Origin of the sequence: Plantactinospora sp. WMMC1484 (assembly GCF_049315195.1) — a bacterium.
Classification (GTDB): Bacteria; Actinomycetota; Actinomycetes; order Mycobacteriales; family Micromonosporaceae; genus Plantactinospora.
Genome location: NZ_CP186055.1, coordinates 4,539,096 through 4,553,576, shown reverse-complemented (window position 1 = coordinate 4,553,576; position 14,481 = coordinate 4,539,096). Strand labels below are relative to the sequence as shown.

Here is a 14,481-nt window from a genome sequence, read left to right as displayed (position 1 = left end):
TGGAGCGGGCAGAGGTGACCGCGACGACGGCGATGGCGACGACACCGACCGGACTCGGCCGACCCCGGGGGCCCGGTTTCGTATCCCCGGCGCTCGCGCCGTGGGCGGCACCGGGCGGGCCGGCCGGCGTACCCGACATGGAGCCGGCGGCCCGGGCGACGCGCTGGCGACGGATGTTGCTGGCCGGCCTCGCCGTGGTGGCGCTCTCGGCGGCGTCGGGCGCGGTGGCCGGCGGCTACGTCGCGTCGGACGACCCGGCGCCGGAGGCGGCCGCTCCCCCGCCGTCGCTTCCCGGGTCGACGCCCGGCACCGCGCCGAGCGGCGGGGCGGTGCCGAACGACCTGGTGGGCGCCGCCGCGACCGCGCTGCCGGGGGTGGTCTCGGTGCGGGCCGGCCGGGCCGGCGGATCCGGGTTCGCCGTCGACGAGCGGCACGTGATCACCAACAGCCACGTGGTGGCCGGCGCGAGCACGGTGAGCGTGGTCGGTCAGGACGGCCGGCGCCGCTCCGCCGAGGTGGTCGGCCGGGATCCGGGCAGCGACATCGCGGTGCTGCGGGTCACCTCGGCCGGGTCGCTGCGACCGCTGCGGATCGCCGCCGCCGGCCCCGAGGTCGGCGAGACGGTGCTCGCGGTCGGCTCCCCGCTGGGGCTCTCCGGCACCGTCACCGCCGGGATCGTCAGCGCGCTGGACCGGCAGGTGCGACTCGGCGACAGCGGCGCCCGGCAGAGCGCGATCCAGACCGACGCCTCGATCAACCCGGGCAACTCCGGCGGCCCGCTGGTGAACGTCCGGGGCGAGGTGGTCGGCGTGAACACCGCGATCGCCACTCTGGACGGCAGCGGCAACATCGGCATCGGGTTCGCGATCCCGATCGACCGGGCGCAACGCGCGGCCGAGCGGATCATCAGGAACGGCGGTTAGCGTCGAACCATGCGGCTGCTGGTGGTGGAGGACGAGGAGGACCTGGCCGAGGCGGTACGGCTCGGCCTGGTCCGGGCGGGCTACGCGGTGGACGTCGCCACGGACGCCGGGCAGGCGTACGAGCGGCTGGCGGTGAACGCGTACGACCTGATGCTGCTCGACGTCAACCTGCCCGACGGCGACGGCTTCGCGGTCTGCCACGCGATTCGTCGGGGCGAGGTGCCGGTCGAGGGCGGCAGCCAGCTGCGGGTGCTGATGCTGACCGCCCGGGGCGCGCTGCACGACCGGGTACGCGGCCTCGACGAGGGCGCCGACGACTACCTGGTGAAGCCGTTCGCGCTGGCCGAGCTCCTGGCCCGGGTACGCGCCCTGCTGCGCCGGGACACCGGTGGCGGCTCGGCCGTGCTGCGGGTCGGCCCGTTCCGGCTCGACGTGGCCCGACAGGAGGCGACCCGGGACGGAGCCCGGCTGCACCTGACCCGCAAGGAGTTCGGGGTGCTCGAATACCTGATGACCCGCCCCGGTCACGTCGTCTCGGCCGAGGAGCTGCTCGAACACGTCTGGGACGCCAACGCCGACCCGTTCACCCAGACGGTCCGGGTCACCGTCGGCACGCTGCGCCGCAAGCTCGGCGGCGAGGCGATCGAGACCGTGGTGGGACGCGGCTACCGGCTCCGGGAGGTGCGGTGATGCCGGCGACGGACGGCCGAGAAGTGCCGGCGACGGGGGGTCGGGACATGCCGGCGACGGGAGGTCGGGACATGCCGGCGAGGGGAGGTCGGGTGCTGGGGGCGACGGGTCGGATGCTGCGGGCGGGGTTCCGGCCGCGCCGGTGGGTGCCGTTCGTGCAGTCGATCCGGTTCCGGCTCACCGTGCTCTATTCCACGCTGCTCTTCGCGCTCGCCGGGGCCGGGCTCGCCGTCACCTATCTCGCGGTGCAGCACAGCACGAACCCGAAACCGATCACCACCCAGTACGAGGCGGACGTGGTCAAGCACGGTCGCACGGTCGGGACCCTGACGGTGGCCGAGGTCGACGAGATCGAGTCGGAGGTCAACTTCCGCACTCTGGAGACGCTGCGCAACTATTCGCTTATCGCGCTGGCCGGCCTCTTCGTCGCCAGCCTCGGCATCGGCTGGGTGCTCTCCGGGCGGGCGCTGCGCCCGGTCGGCGCGATCGCGCGTACCGCCCGGGAGATCCAGGCCACCGACCTGTCCCGGCGGATCCGGCTGGCCGGCGCCCGCGACGAGCTGCGCGAGCTGGGCGACACCATCGACTCCATGCTGGACCGCCTGGAGGAGGCGTTCCGCACCCAGCGCCAGCTCATCGATGACGCCTCGCACGAGTTGCGCAGCCCGCTCGCCATCATCCGGGCCAACCTGGACGCGTCGCTGCTCGACGCTCCGGACGCCACCGACGCGGAACGGACCCGGGCGGTCGCGGTGATCGACCGGGCCACCACCCGGATGTCCCGGCTGGTCGAGGACCTGCTCGCCACGGCCCGCCGCCGGGCGGACGCGCTCGCCGACACCGACGTGCTGCTCGACGAGGTGGTCCGGGAGGCCGGCGAGGAGTTCGCCGCGGTCGCCGCCGCCCGCCAGGTCTTCGTCGCGTACGACGTCCGGCCCGGCCTGGTGCTGATCGGCGACCACGACGCGCTGCGCCGGGCGGTCGGCAACCTGCTCTCCAACGCGGTGCGGCTCTCCCCGACCGGTGGCACGGTCACCGTGGCGGCGGGCCGGGTCGGTGGCTGGCTCTGGGTTGGCGTCGCCGACGAGGGGCCCGGCATCCCCGTCGCCGACCGGCCCCGGGTCTTCGACCGCTTCTGGCGCGGGCCGGCGACCCCGGCGGAGGGTCGGGCGGCAGGAGGCGCGGAGGGTCGGGCGGCGGGAGGCGCGGAGGGTCGGGCGGCAGGCGCGACGGGAGGCGCCGAGCGGCGTACCGGGCTGGGGCTGGCGATCGTCCGGCAGATCACGGAGTCGCACGGCGGGCAGGTGGCGCTCTTCTCCTCGGTCGGCCGGGGCAGCACCTTCGTGCTCTGGCTGCCGGCGGCGGACCGCGCCGACGACACCGAGCCACCGGCGCACTCCCCGCTCCGCGACTGACGGGAGGAGGCCAGGGCCTGCCGATCCCCAGATCGGGAAGCTCCGTGACCGGTTCAACCGCGACTTCTGGATCGAGGATCGCGGGCGGTACCCGTCCCGCCTCCGACGGGTACCGCGAACGCGCGGCGGGTCAGGAGACTCCGCAGGAGCTGGCCGACCAGGTACGGCTCGACTTGTGCGCGACGTGCGTGTGGTCACTGTGTCCGGGGTAGCCCGGGCCGAGGATCTCCCGCCAGCCGTGGTTGCGGGCCTGCTGGGCCATCCGGCACAGGCTGTGCGGGCTGACGCCGAGGTCGACGGCGTCGCCGTAGAGGTGCCGGCTGGTTGCCGAGCCACCGACGGCGTTGTTGCAGGCGTGGCTGCGGAAGGCGCTGGTGACCCGGATGGGCTGGTCGCCGAGGGCGTGCCGCATGGCCTGGAGCTTCCACATGTTCACCAGGGCGTTCGCCCTCGCGGTGGCCGCGGAGACGGCGCCGCCGGACCAGTTCGAGTTGCAGTTGTTCAACTCCGCGTAGCTGAAGTTGACCGGGGTGCAGTCGTTGTCCTGGAGGTCGTAGATCTTGCCGAACGTCTGGGGGCCGGCGATGCCGTCCGCGCCGAGCCCGTACGCCTGCTGGAAGCGGACCACCGCGGAGCGGGTGGCGGGCCCGAAGGCGCCGTCGATGGCGAGCACCGCGTTGTAGCCGGGGTAGCCGGCGACGCGGATCTGCAACTGCCGCACGTCCTCACCGGACATCCCCTCCGACAGGGTCCGGCCCCAGGTGTAGCAGCCGTCGGCGTGTGCGGGGGCGGAGGTCGCCACGGTGGTGACGAGCGTGGCCGCGGCCGCCATGGTGAGCGCCGCGAGGATTCTGACGGTACGTCTGAACAAGGGGTCCTCCATACCGAGCGGGGGTTTGAATATCGACGAGGATGGCTGCCCGGAGATCCCAAGTCAATATCTTCCATGGATCCTGCCCGATCTGGTAGTTTCCTTCATCCGTCCGGAACACGCCGTTCACCGTCCCGCCGCCGGGCGGCGGCGGGTTCACCGGACCAGCACCGACGCGGACTCCGGCGGGGCGGGCTCCGCCTCCCGCAGTTCGATCCGGGCGTGCAGCCGGCGCAACGGTCCCGGCGCGGACCAGTTGTGCCGGCCGAGCAGGGTCATGGTGGCCGGCACCAGCAGCATCCGGACGACGGTCGCGTCCAGGGCGACCGCCAGCACGAGACCGAGCCCGATCGCCTTGATCGGGGCGAACCCGCCGGCCAGGAAGCCCGCGAAGACCACCACCAGCAGCAGCGCGGCCGAGGTCACGATCGCGCCCGTCCGCTGCAGCCCCTCGGCCACCGCGCGTTGCGGGTCGGCGCCGTCGAGCCAGCGCTCCCGGATCCGGGAGAGCAGGAACACCTCGTAGTCCACCGAGAGTCCGAAAGCGATCGCACCGACCAGCACCGGCACGCTGAGGTGCGTCGCGTCGAGCCGTACCGCGCCGAAGAGGCCGGCCAGATTGCCCTGCTGGAAGACCCAGACCACCACCCCGAGCGCGGCACCGAGGCTGAGCACGTTCGTGAGCACCGCCTTGACCGGCAGCAGCACCGAACCGGTGAGCGCGAAGAGCAGCACCAGGGTCGCGAGGACGACCACCAGGACCGCCCACGGCAACCGGTCGGCCAGCATCCCGCGGTAGTCGACCAGCCGGGCGGCGCTGCCGTCGACCAACACCTCGAACGGCGCGGGCAGCCCCCGGATCGCGGTGACCGTCTCCCGCGCCGCCGCCTGCTCCGGGGGTGCGGCCGGCGCCGCGCGCAACACGGTCAGGCCGGGCCCCGCCGGCACCGTCTCGACCCCGGTGACCCCGGGGACGGCGGCGACCCGGTCCCGCAGCCGGGCCAGTTCCGGATCGGTCGCCGGCGCGGAGGCGAGCACCAGGATGTCGCTCGGCGCCGCACGCTCCGGGAAGTGCGTGCCCAACGCGTCCCACATCTGCCGGGTCTGGGTGCTGGTCGGCAGCAGCCGGGGGTCCCCGGGAGACAGCCGGAGGTCCAGCACCGGCACGGCCAGCGTGCCCATCAGCCCGACCGTGGCGACCAGGGTCAGCACCGGCCGCCGCTGCACCAGCCCGGCCACCCGGGCGAAGAACCCGGCCCGGGTACGCGGCTTCGCGGCCGGGATACGCCGGCCCAGCAGCACCAGCAGCGCGGGCAGCAGGGTGAGCGCCGCCAGCATGTTCACCGCGACCACCGCGGCACCGGCCAGTCCCATCGAGCGGAGGAACGGGTCCGGGAAGACCAGCAGGCCGGCGAGGGCCACCGCCACGGTCAGTCCGGCGAAGAGCACGGTACGGCCCGCCGTCGCCGCCGTCCGGGCCACCGCGCTCGGCACGTCCGGCGCGGTGACCCGCTCCTCCCGGAACCGGCTCACCATCAGCAGCGCGTAGTCGACCGCGAGGCCGACCGAGAGCATCGTGGTGACCTGGATGGCGTAGACCGAGACGTCGGAGACGAGACTGAAGGCGTACAGGAGGCCGAAGGTGGTGCCGATGCCGACCACGGCGACCACCAGCGGCAACCCGGCCGCGACCAGGCCGCCGAAGATCAACAGAAGCAGCACCAGCACCACCGGCATGCTCAGCGCCTCGGCCCGGGCGACGTCCTGCTGGGCCTGGGTGCCGAACTCCTGGTCGGTGATGGGTCCACCGCCGACCACCACCGACGGCGCCTCGATCCGGTGCAGTCGGTCCGCCGCCGCCTCGGCCGCCGCCTCCTCGCCGTCCCCGGGAACCAGGCTGACCGAGACCAGCAGCGCCTGCCCGGTCGTCGTCGACGGCAGCGGACCGTTGACCTCGGCGATGCCCGGCATCGTCCGTACCTCGGCGACGGCCGCGTCGGCACTGGCCAGGACGGCGGGATCGGAGGCGGGCCGGCCGGTGACGACGGCGGTGAGCCGGACCGGCTCGGGCGGGGCGTCGGCCAGCCGCTGCCGGGCGGTGTCGGACTCGCTGCCCGGCACGCCACCGGCCTCGGGGACCAGCCGCTCGAACACCCCCACTCCGGTGCCGAAGCCGCCGGCCAGGGCGACCAGCCAGAGCAGGAGGACGAGGACCGGTCGCCGGACGGCGTAGCCGGTGATCGCACGTAACATGGCACTCTCCCAGGTGGGTCCTCCCGCCGTCGGGAGCTGCCATGATGGTGGTCCGGACGGGGGTCGTGCCGGATCGCCGTACGGAGTGGATCTCCGGTCCGCCGGGCGGGCGGGCCGACCCCGGACACCTCGCCCTCAGGGACGAGCCGCGGGCGCCCTCAGGGACGAGCCGCGGGCGCCCTCAGGAGCGAGCCGGCGGCATGGTCTCCCCCGGTACGCCGAGATCGCCGGGCAGCACCAGACCCGACTCGTACGCCAGCACCACCGCCTGGACCCGGTCCCGCAGGCCGAGCTTGGCCAGCACGTTGCTGACGTGGGTCTTCACGGTGTGCTCGCTGACGACGTGCACGGCGGCGATCTCGGCGTTGGAGAGCCCCCGGGCGACCTGGCGCAGCGTCTCGGTCTCCCGGGCGGTGAGCACGGCGAGCCGGTCCGACGCCGCCGAGCTTCCTCGGGCGGGACGGTCCCGGGACACCACGTCGGCGATCAGCCGTCGGGTGACGGTCGGCGCGAGCAGCGCCTCGCCGGCCGCCACCACCCGGACGGCGTTGACCAGCTCCTCCCGCCGCATGTCCTTGAGCAGGAAGCCGCTGGCTCCCGCCCGGAGCGCGTCGTAGACGTACTCGTCGAGGTCGAAGGTGGTCAGCACCAGCACCCGGGTCGACGTCTCGGCACAGATCCGGGCGGTCGCCGCGATACCGTCCAGATTGGGCATCCGGATGTCCATCAGCACGACGTCCGGACCCAGCTCGCGGGTCCGCTCCACCGCCTCGGCGCCGTCGGCGGCCTCGCCGACCACCGTGATGTCCGGTTGGGCGGAGAGAATCATGCCGAAACCGTCCCTGACCAGGGCCTGGTCGTCCGCGATCAGCACACGGAGTCTGGGTTGCCCCGCCATCGCCCCTCCCCCGGCCGGCCCGGACCGCTGCCGCCGCCCCGGCGCGCCCACCTACCGTAGTGGCAGCGTGGCCGCGACGCGGAACCCCGTGCCGCCCGGTCCCGGGCCGGTGTTCAGGGTGCCGCCCATCGCCGTGACCCGCTCCCGCATGCCGACCAGCCCCAACCCGCCCGGCCGGCCGCCGCCGTCGGGCCCGCGACCGTCGTCGGTCACCTCCAGCCGGAGTGCGGCGTCCGCCCAGTCCATTCGGACCCGGACCGCGCCGGCCCGCGCGTGCCGCAGCGTGTTGGTCAGCGACTCCTGCACGATCCGGTACGCCGCCGCGCCCAGGTCCGCCGGCACCGGCCGTCGCTGCCCGTGCTCCTCCAGGGTGGCGACCAGGCCGGCCCGCCGGGCGTTCTCGACCAGTGGCGGCAGCGCGTCGAGATCCGGCACCGGCGCCCGGGCCGGACCGTCGGACCGGAGCACCCCGAGCGCCCGGCGGAGCTGCACCAGTGCCTCCCGGGCGGTCTCGGAGATGGTGTCGAAGACCTCCTCGGCCCTGCCCGGATCGGAGCGGACCACCACCGGCCCGGCCTCGGCCTGCACCACCACCAGGCTCATCGAGTGGGCCAGGATGTCGTGCACCTCGCGGGCGATCCGTTCCCGCTCCCGGGCGGCCGCGGCGCCCTGCTCCTCGGTCAGCCGGCGCGCCCGCTCCTCCAGCAGGACGATCCGGTCCCGCCGGGCCCGGGCGCTGGTCCCCATCGCGTACGCGACCGGGAAGGCGATCGCGGTCGCGCCGAACGAGAGCAGCTCGTAGCGGGGCAGCAGGACGCCCACCCCGACCACGGTGCCGACCAGCAGGATGGCCCGGCGGACCGGCGGGCAGAGCGCGGCGAAGGTGTAGGTGGCGACCAGTTGGGCGGCCGGGATGTCACCGACCGCGTGCTCCAGGGCCAGCCAGGTCGTACCGACCCCGGTCAGCAGGCTGACCGAGAACGGATGCCGCCGACGCCAGACCAGCGGAGCCACGTTCAGGCCCGCGAGGACGAAGACCCACCACTCGGTGCGGTCCTTGCCGAAGGCGTTGACGACGGTGATCAGGTAGCAGGCGATCGCGATGAGGGCGTCCACAACCAGCGGCGGCCGGCTCCCACCCCACTCGACCAGCCGGGCCCACCGCGCGCGCATCGCCCCAGTATCGCCAGGGGGGACCAGCGGCGCCTCCCTCCCGGGAGGGAGTTCCGCCACCGCCGGACCGACCGTCCCGAACGGCGACAATTAGGGCATTACCCTGCGAGGCCGCCCTCCCGGGTCCGATCCTTGAGCCGTGGCGACGTACGAGTACCGGTGTCCCCGCGACGGCGTCGTCGCGGCGCGGTTTCCGATCGGGGAGGCTCCCGGGTGGCTCCGCTGCCCGACCTGCGCCGCGGACGCCGCCCGGGTCTTCTCGGCGCCGTCGCTACGTGCCATGCCGCGTCCCCTGGTCGCGGCCCTCGACCGGGCAGGCCGGAGTGCCGAGGCGCCGGAGGTGGTGACCCGGATACCCGGCCGACGCGGCACGGCGGCCCGGCCGACCCATCCCGGGCACGCCCGCCTGCCACGACCCTGACGGGTGGAAGGGAAGCCGCGATGCCCGAGGTGTTGTTTCCGCTGGACTCGACGAAGGCGTTCACCGAGCAGGAGCTGATCGGCCACAACCGCTGGCATCCCGAGATACCGCCGGTCGCCACCGTCCGGCCCGGCCAGACGTTCCGGGTGCACTGCCGGGAGTGGTTCGACGGCGCGATCCACAACGACGACTCGGCCGAGGACGTCCGGGACGCCCCGCTACAGATCGTGCACGCGCTCAGCGGGCCGTTCGCGGTCAGCGGAGCCGAGCCCGGCGACCTGCTGGTCGTCGACATCCTCGACGTCGGGCCGATCCCGCAGGAGGACTCGGGCCCGCTGGCCGGGCAGGGCTGGGGGTACACCGGAATCTTCCCGAAGCAGAACGGCGGCGGCTTCCTGACCGACCAGTTCCCGGACGCGTACAAGGCGATCTGGGACTTCAGCGGCCAGCAGGCGACCTCCCGGCACGTCCCGGGGGTGACCTTCACCGGGATCACCCACCCCGGGTTGATGGGCACCGCCCCGTCGGCCGCCCTACTGGCGAAGTGGAACGAGCGCGAGGGCGCGCTGCGGGCCACCGACCCGGACCGGGTGCCGCCGCTGTCGCTGCCGCCGCTGCCGGACGGTGCGATCCTCGGCACCCTGACCGGCGGCGACTTCGACCGGGTCGCGGCGGAGGCGGCCCGGACCGCGCCGCCCCGGGAGAACGGCGGCAACCAGGACATCAAGAACCTGACCAGGGGGACCCGGATCTTCTATCCGGTGTACGTCCCCGGCGCCAACCTCTCCGTCGGAGACCTGCACTTCTCCCAGGGCGACGGTGAGATCACCTTCTGCGGCGCGATCGAGATGGGCGGTTTCGTCGACCTGCACGTGGACGTCATCAAGGGCGGGATGACCATGTACGGGGTCTCGGAGAACGCCATCTTCCTGCCCGGGATCGTGGCGCCGCGGTACAGCCAGTGGCTGGCCTTCTCCGGCATCTCGGTGAGCACCGACGGTGAGCAGCGCTATCTCGACTCGCAACTCGCCTTCCAGCGCGCCTGCCTGCACGCGATCGACTACCTGACGCGGTTCGGCTACAGCCCGGAGCAGGCGTACCTCCTGCTCGGCGCCGCCCCGATCGAGGGGCGCTTCTCCGGGGTGGTGGACATTCCGAACTCCTGCGCCACGATCTACCTGCCGACGGCGATCTTCGACGTCGACGTACGCCCCTCGGCCGACGGGCCGACCCGGGTCGCCCCGGGGCAGGGCGCTCCGAAGGCGACCTTCTGAACCTGCCATGACGCCGGCTGACCCTGCTACGACCTCGACTGACGCTGCTACGACGCCGGCTCCACCAGGCGGAGCCGCCGGCCGGCCGGGCCGACCGTCAGCCGCTGCCCCCAGGACATGCTCAGGTGGTCGGCCTCCAGTCCGTCGGCGAAGACCACCAGACGCTCCCGTTCCGCGACGAGCTCCAGCGTCTCGTCCGCTCCGAGCCGCCCGGCGGTCAGCGAGGCCCCGGTCACCGGGGACGGCCAGGCCTCCCGGACGAACCAGCAGAGCGCCGGTTCGTCCGGCGCCGGTAGCGACGGCGCGGCGGCGCGCTCCCGGGCGATCGAGGCGCACCAACCGGTCGCACCGGTTCCGGTGCCGACCACCAGCCCGGACGATGACTGGCGCTCCCGCCGGCCGTCGGCGGTGGAGAGCAGGTAGCGAGCCGACTGGTGGCCGGGATCGCCGGCGTAGATCTCGTTGAGCCCGATCAGCTCCTGACCGTCGTCGAGCGCGGCCCGCACCATGGTCCGGTCACGCACCGGCGCGCGTCCGGCGACCACCACGGGAAGCAGCCGGGCGATCGCGGCGGGCTGGAACCGGACGAGGACGCCCGCGTTCCGGCCCGGCTCGGGATCGACGCCGATCACCGGCTGCCCGTCGAGGTACTTGGCGACGTTGGCGACGAGCCCGTCCTGACCGACCGCGATCACGATGTCCTCGGGGGCGAACGGGAACCGGGCCAGGTCCTCCCGGTCCGCCCGGCCACGCCGCCAGTCGGTCGGGATCGCGGCCCCGACCGTGGTCAGCGCCGCGTGGAGCGCCTCGTGCCGGGCGACGACGTCGGCGAGGTCCCGGCCGCGCTGCCGGAGGTAGTAACCGGCGGCGGCCCGGGTGCCGTGGTGGGCCAGCAGCTCGTCCAGCTCGCTGCGCCGACTCACCACGACGACCCTGGGCGCGAGGGTGGCACTCATCGTGTCCGCCCCGCCGGTGGCGTTCCGGTCACCGGGACAGCCGGCCCAGCAGGCCGGTCAGCACGTCCGGGGTGACGGTGAGCTGGCCGATCTCGGGAAGATGCCCCGCCACCTCGCGGACCGCCAGCGCGTGCAGCACCTCCGGCGGCAGGTCCCGGTACGCCGCCATCCGGGCCGCCTCCGCCTCGGCCTCGGCGAGCCCGACCGCGCGTACCCCGTCGGCCTTCGCCCCGGAAAGGACGCGCTCCCTCTCCGCCTCGGCGGCGGCCAGCACCCGGGCCCGCTCGGCGGCCGCCGCGTTCGCCACCTTCTCCCGCTCGGCCTTGCCCTGCGCCACCGCCAGCTCGGCGGCGGCCTCCAGCTCGACCTTGCGCCGGGAGTTGGCGCCGCGCTGCTCGACCAGCTGCTGCTCCCGGCGGGCCAGCTCGATCTTGTTCTGCAGCTCGTTCTCGGCGATCGCCCGCTCCTGCTCGACCGCCTGCGCCCGGCGGGCATAGGTGGCCCGGTCGGCCTCGACCTGCACCGTCTCCCGAGTCGGCGTCTGGAGTGCCCGCTCCATCTCCGGCTCCGGCCGCACCGCCACGACCCGGGCGCTCACCACCGAGACCCCGACGTCGGTCAGCCGCGCCTCGTCGCGCAGCGCCGCCGAGACCGCCTCGCGGACCCCGGCGATGTCGGTCAGCGCCTCGGCCAGCGGCACCCGGGCCAGCAGGTCGAGCGCCGGCTGCTGGGCCAGCTCGGCCAGGAGCGTGGCGACCTGGTCGAGCGGGCGGGCCCGGGCGACCCCTCGGTGCGGATCGACCGAGAAGTCCAGCCGGCCGGCGGCCAGCGCCGGGTCGGCTATCCGGTACGTCACCGTCGCCTGCACGGTGACGTCCGCGAAGTCGCTCGTCCGGGCGTGGAACATCAGTGGCAGCTCGCGATCGTCGACCGGTACCTCGCTGAGCACGCCCACCAGCGGGCGGTACCAGAAGGACTGCCCGACCCCCTCGTGCCTGACGCGGCCCCGGACGTGGTGCCGGATCCACGTGGTCGGCGTCCCGCGCAGGTGTCGCAGGAACAGCCGTCTGGTCACGTCCGCCATGACACATCCCTCCCCTGTTTTCGTCAGGAGGACGATAAAGGAGAGATCTATTTCGCGTCAAGCCGCCGATAAAGCCCTGTCAGACGTCGGCGAGTTGCGGGTAGAGCGCGGCAAGGTCGGCCGAGAGTCCCCCCTTCACCTGCCGGGTGAGGTCGTCGGCGAGCACCTCGAAGGCGCCGGTCTCGACACCGTCCAGCGCCTGCCGGGCCACCTCCTCCGGTGCGACCTTCGGCACGTCACGGTGCGCGACCATATCCGTGTCGATGTAGCCGACGTGCAACCCGGTGACCCCGACGCCCTTGGCCAGCAACTCCAGCCGGAGGGAATTGCTCATCGACCAGAGCGCCGCCTTGGACGCGCTGTACGAGCCAGCCAACGCGAGCCAGGAGAGCACCGAGTGGATGTTGAGCACGTGACCAGCACCCGCGGCGACCATGCCGGGCACGAAGGCCCGGGTCACGGCGAGTGGACCGAAGAAATTCGTCTCGAACTCACGGCGGACGTCCTCCACCGGCGAGTCGAGGAAACCGGCACCGACCAGACCGGCCGCGTTGTTCACCAGGAGCGTGACATCCGCCGCCCGCCGGGCGGCCTCGGCGACCGACCCGGGATCGGTCACCTCCAACGCCAGCGGTACGACGTCCGGGTTGCCCACGGCACGAGGGTCGCGGGCGGTGGCGTAGACCTTGCGGGCACCCCGGACCAGAGCCTCGGCGGCGATCGCCCGGCCCAGGCCCCGGCTGCCACCGGTGACCAGGACGACGGCGTCTTCGAGCTGCATGACACGACCTCCGAAGGTAGGAAACCGATCGGTTTTCACCAGAGTAAACCGATCGGTTTCCATCCCGCAAACCCGCCGGGTACGCTGCGAGACATGACTCGGACGACCGACCCGGCACCTCCGCGCGACCGGCTGCTCCGGGCGGCGGCCGAGCTCTTCCACCGGGAGGGCATCGCGACCACCGGGGTCGAGCGGCTCTGCCAGGTCGCCGGCGTCTCCAAGCGGACCATGTACCAGCTCTTCGAGACCAAGGACGCCCTGGTGGCGGAGAGCCTCGCCGCGTGCGGCCCGGCGGTGGTCGCAGCGCACCTACCGGACGGGACGTCCGGGCTCGATCCTCGCGAGCGCATCCTCGCCGTCTTCGCTCACCTGGACGAGCTGTCCGGATCACCGGAGTTCCGGGGCTGTCCGTTTCTGAACACGGTGGTCGAACTCCGCGATCCCGACCACCCCGCCAGCGTGGTCGCCCGGAGCTACAAGCAGCGGCTGACCGACTTCTTCGCCGAACAGGCCCGGCTCGCCGGTGCCCCCGACCCGGCAACCCTGGCCAGGCAGCTCACCATCGTCTACGACGGTTCGACCAGCCGGGCCGTGACCCAGGGCGCCGGGCTTGACGGGCTGGCCGTACTCACCGCCGGTGCGCTGCTCGACGCCCACCTCCGGACCGGCTGAGCCGCTCGACGCCCACCTCCGGACCGCCTGAGCCGTGTGCCGCCCCATGGCTCTCCCCGCCCGGCCGCCTGGCCGCCGGGGTAACGGGCACGCGATCCGGTCCGTCCCCAGGCGGGTACGGACCGGATCCCCCCGAGCGACCGCCGCGCCCTCCCCCGCCGCACGGCGGTACGCGTCCGGCCGACAGCTCTCAGCGGCTCAACCGCTGGTAACGCCGGACGGCCAACGGCGCGAAGACGGCGATCAGCAGCAGCGGCCACCCGACCGCGAGCAGCAGCGGGTGCTGCGCCGCCCACGAGTCGCCACCGCTGCCCGGGTTGCCGAAGAGCTCCCGGCTCGCCGCCACCGTCGCGGAGAGCGGGTTCCAGGACGAGATGGCGCCGAGCCACTGCGGCATCAGGTCCGGTGCGACGAAGACGTTGGAGAGCGCGGTCAGCGGAAAGGCCAGCGGAAAGACGATCACTCCCACCGTGTCCGGGTTCGGCACCAGCAGGCCGAAGTAGATGCCGACCCAGGTGAGGGCGAGCCGCAGCAGCAGGATCAGCCCAACCGCGGCGAGCGCGTCGAGCAGACCGTTGCGCCACTGCCAACCGACCAGCAGCCCGCAGACGACCAGGATGGTCATTTCGAGCAGGGCGCGGAGCAGGTCGGCACCGGTCCGGCCGGTGACCAGGGCGGTCCGGGCCATCGGCATCGACCGGAACCGGTCGACGACCCCCCGGCTGACGTCCATGGCGATGCCGCTGGCGGTGGCGCCGAGGCCGTAGAGCATCGTCATCACGAAGACGCCCGGCAGCAGGTACTCGCGGTAGCTGCCGGCGCCGGGCACCGCCATGCCGCTGCCGAAGACGTAGCCGAAGACCAGCACGAACATGATCGGCAGGCTGAAGTAGATCACGATCTCCTCGGGCGACCGGATCACGTGCGCCATGTTCCGACGGGTCATCACCCAGCCGTCGGCCGCCGCCCGCCGCAACCGGCCCAGCGGCCCGCCCGGCCGGACGTCCCGGCCCGGCGAACCGGCAGCACCTGGACCGGGCGGTGACGATGTGCCGGCGGTGTCGACGCCC

General features: G+C 73.6%; 14 protein-coding genes. 6 read left to right on the top strand and 8 right to left on the bottom strand.

The features are described 5' to 3' along the window. Window positions 1–32: 32 nt before the first annotated feature. The 3 genes from ACN28C_RS20000 to ACN28C_RS19990 all read left to right on the top strand — a co-directional run bounded on the left by ACN28C_RS20000 (window position 33) and on the right by ACN28C_RS19990 (window position 3,028). Window positions 33–923 carry a S1C family serine protease gene (locus tag ACN28C_RS20000; RefSeq protein WP_422774746.1) on the top strand — a complete coding sequence of 297 codons (891 nt, stop codon included), beginning with the start codon at window positions 33–35 and terminating at the stop codon, window positions 921–923. Between the two features lie 9 nt (window positions 924–932). Continuing rightward, on the top strand, window positions 933–1,613 hold the full coding sequence (locus ACN28C_RS19995; protein ID WP_422769055.1) for a response regulator transcription factor: 681 nt from the start codon (window positions 933–935) through the stop codon (window positions 1,611–1,613). A 92-nt stretch (window positions 1,614–1,705) separates the two neighbouring features. Next, window positions 1,706–3,028: a HAMP domain-containing sensor histidine kinase gene (locus ACN28C_RS19990; protein WP_422769054.1), complete on the top strand. Its 1,323-nt coding sequence runs from the start codon at window positions 1,706–1,708 to the stop codon at window positions 3,026–3,028. Window positions 3,029–3,158: 130 nt separating this feature from the next. Here ACN28C_RS19990 and ACN28C_RS19985 read toward each other — a convergent pair whose 3' ends face one another. The 4 genes from ACN28C_RS19985 to ACN28C_RS19970 form a co-directional block, all read right to left on the bottom strand. Next, on the bottom strand, window positions 3,159–3,899 hold the full coding sequence (locus tag ACN28C_RS19985; protein ID WP_422769053.1) for a D-Ala-D-Ala carboxypeptidase family metallohydrolase: 741 nt from the start codon (window positions 3,897–3,899) through the stop codon (window positions 3,159–3,161). A 156-nt stretch (window positions 3,900–4,055) separates the two neighbouring features. Further along, a complete protein-coding gene (locus ACN28C_RS19980; RefSeq protein WP_422769052.1) occupies window positions 4,056–6,152 on the bottom strand; it encodes an MMPL family transporter in 2,097 nt (698 codons plus the stop codon). Between the two features lie 181 nt (window positions 6,153–6,333). After that, window positions 6,334–7,050 (bottom strand): response regulator, encoded by a 717-nt coding sequence (locus ACN28C_RS19975; RefSeq protein ID WP_422769051.1) that lies wholly within the window; start codon window positions 7,048–7,050, stop codon window positions 6,334–6,336. A 51-nt stretch (window positions 7,051–7,101) separates the two neighbouring features. After that, complete coding sequence (locus ACN28C_RS19970) at window positions 7,102–8,223, bottom strand: sensor histidine kinase (RefSeq protein WP_422769050.1); 1,122 nt, start codon at window positions 8,221–8,223, stop codon at window positions 7,102–7,104. Window positions 8,224–8,362: 139 nt separating this feature from the next. Here ACN28C_RS19970 and ACN28C_RS19965 point away from each other — a divergent pair, with 139 nt between their 5' ends. Continuing rightward, window positions 8,363–8,644, top strand: coding sequence for a zinc ribbon domain-containing protein (locus tag ACN28C_RS19965; RefSeq protein ID WP_422769049.1), 282 nt, complete (start codon window positions 8,363–8,365; stop codon window positions 8,642–8,644). A gap of 20 nt (window positions 8,645–8,664) precedes the next feature. Continuing rightward, window positions 8,665–9,918, top strand: coding sequence for a formamidase (fmdA, locus tag ACN28C_RS19960; protein WP_422769048.1), 1,254 nt, complete (start codon window positions 8,665–8,667; stop codon window positions 9,916–9,918). 47 nt (window positions 9,919–9,965) lie between these two features. On the opposite strand, the gene ACN28C_RS19955 is transcribed toward fmdA, so the two are convergent. The 3 genes from ACN28C_RS19955 to ACN28C_RS19945 all read right to left on the bottom strand — a co-directional run bounded on the left by ACN28C_RS19955 (window position 9,966) and on the right by ACN28C_RS19945 (window position 12,739). Continuing rightward, window positions 9,966–10,874: a hypothetical protein gene (locus tag ACN28C_RS19955; protein ID WP_422769047.1), complete on the bottom strand. Its 909-nt coding sequence runs from the start codon at window positions 10,872–10,874 to the stop codon at window positions 9,966–9,968. A gap of 28 nt (window positions 10,875–10,902) precedes the next feature. After that, window positions 10,903–11,958, bottom strand: a complete 1,056-nt coding sequence (locus tag ACN28C_RS19950; protein ID WP_422769046.1) for an SPFH domain-containing protein — start codon at window positions 11,956–11,958, stop codon at window positions 10,903–10,905. A 79-nt stretch (window positions 11,959–12,037) separates the two neighbouring features. After that, a complete protein-coding gene (locus ACN28C_RS19945) occupies window positions 12,038–12,739 on the bottom strand; it encodes an SDR family oxidoreductase (protein ID WP_422769045.1) in 702 nt (233 codons plus the stop codon). Window positions 12,740–12,832: 93 nt separating this feature from the next. Between ACN28C_RS19945 and ACN28C_RS19940 the strand changes: the two genes are divergently transcribed. Next, entirely contained in the window at window positions 12,833–13,411 is a 579-nt protein-coding gene (locus ACN28C_RS19940) for a TetR/AcrR family transcriptional regulator (RefSeq protein WP_422769044.1), read from the top strand. Window positions 13,412–13,601: 190 nt separating this feature from the next. On the opposite strand, the gene ACN28C_RS19935 is transcribed toward ACN28C_RS19940, so the two are convergent. Continuing rightward, window positions 13,602–14,357: an ABC transporter permease gene (locus tag ACN28C_RS19935; protein WP_422774745.1), complete on the bottom strand. Its 756-nt coding sequence runs from the start codon at window positions 14,355–14,357 to the stop codon at window positions 13,602–13,604. Window positions 14,358–14,481 lie beyond the last annotated feature (124 nt).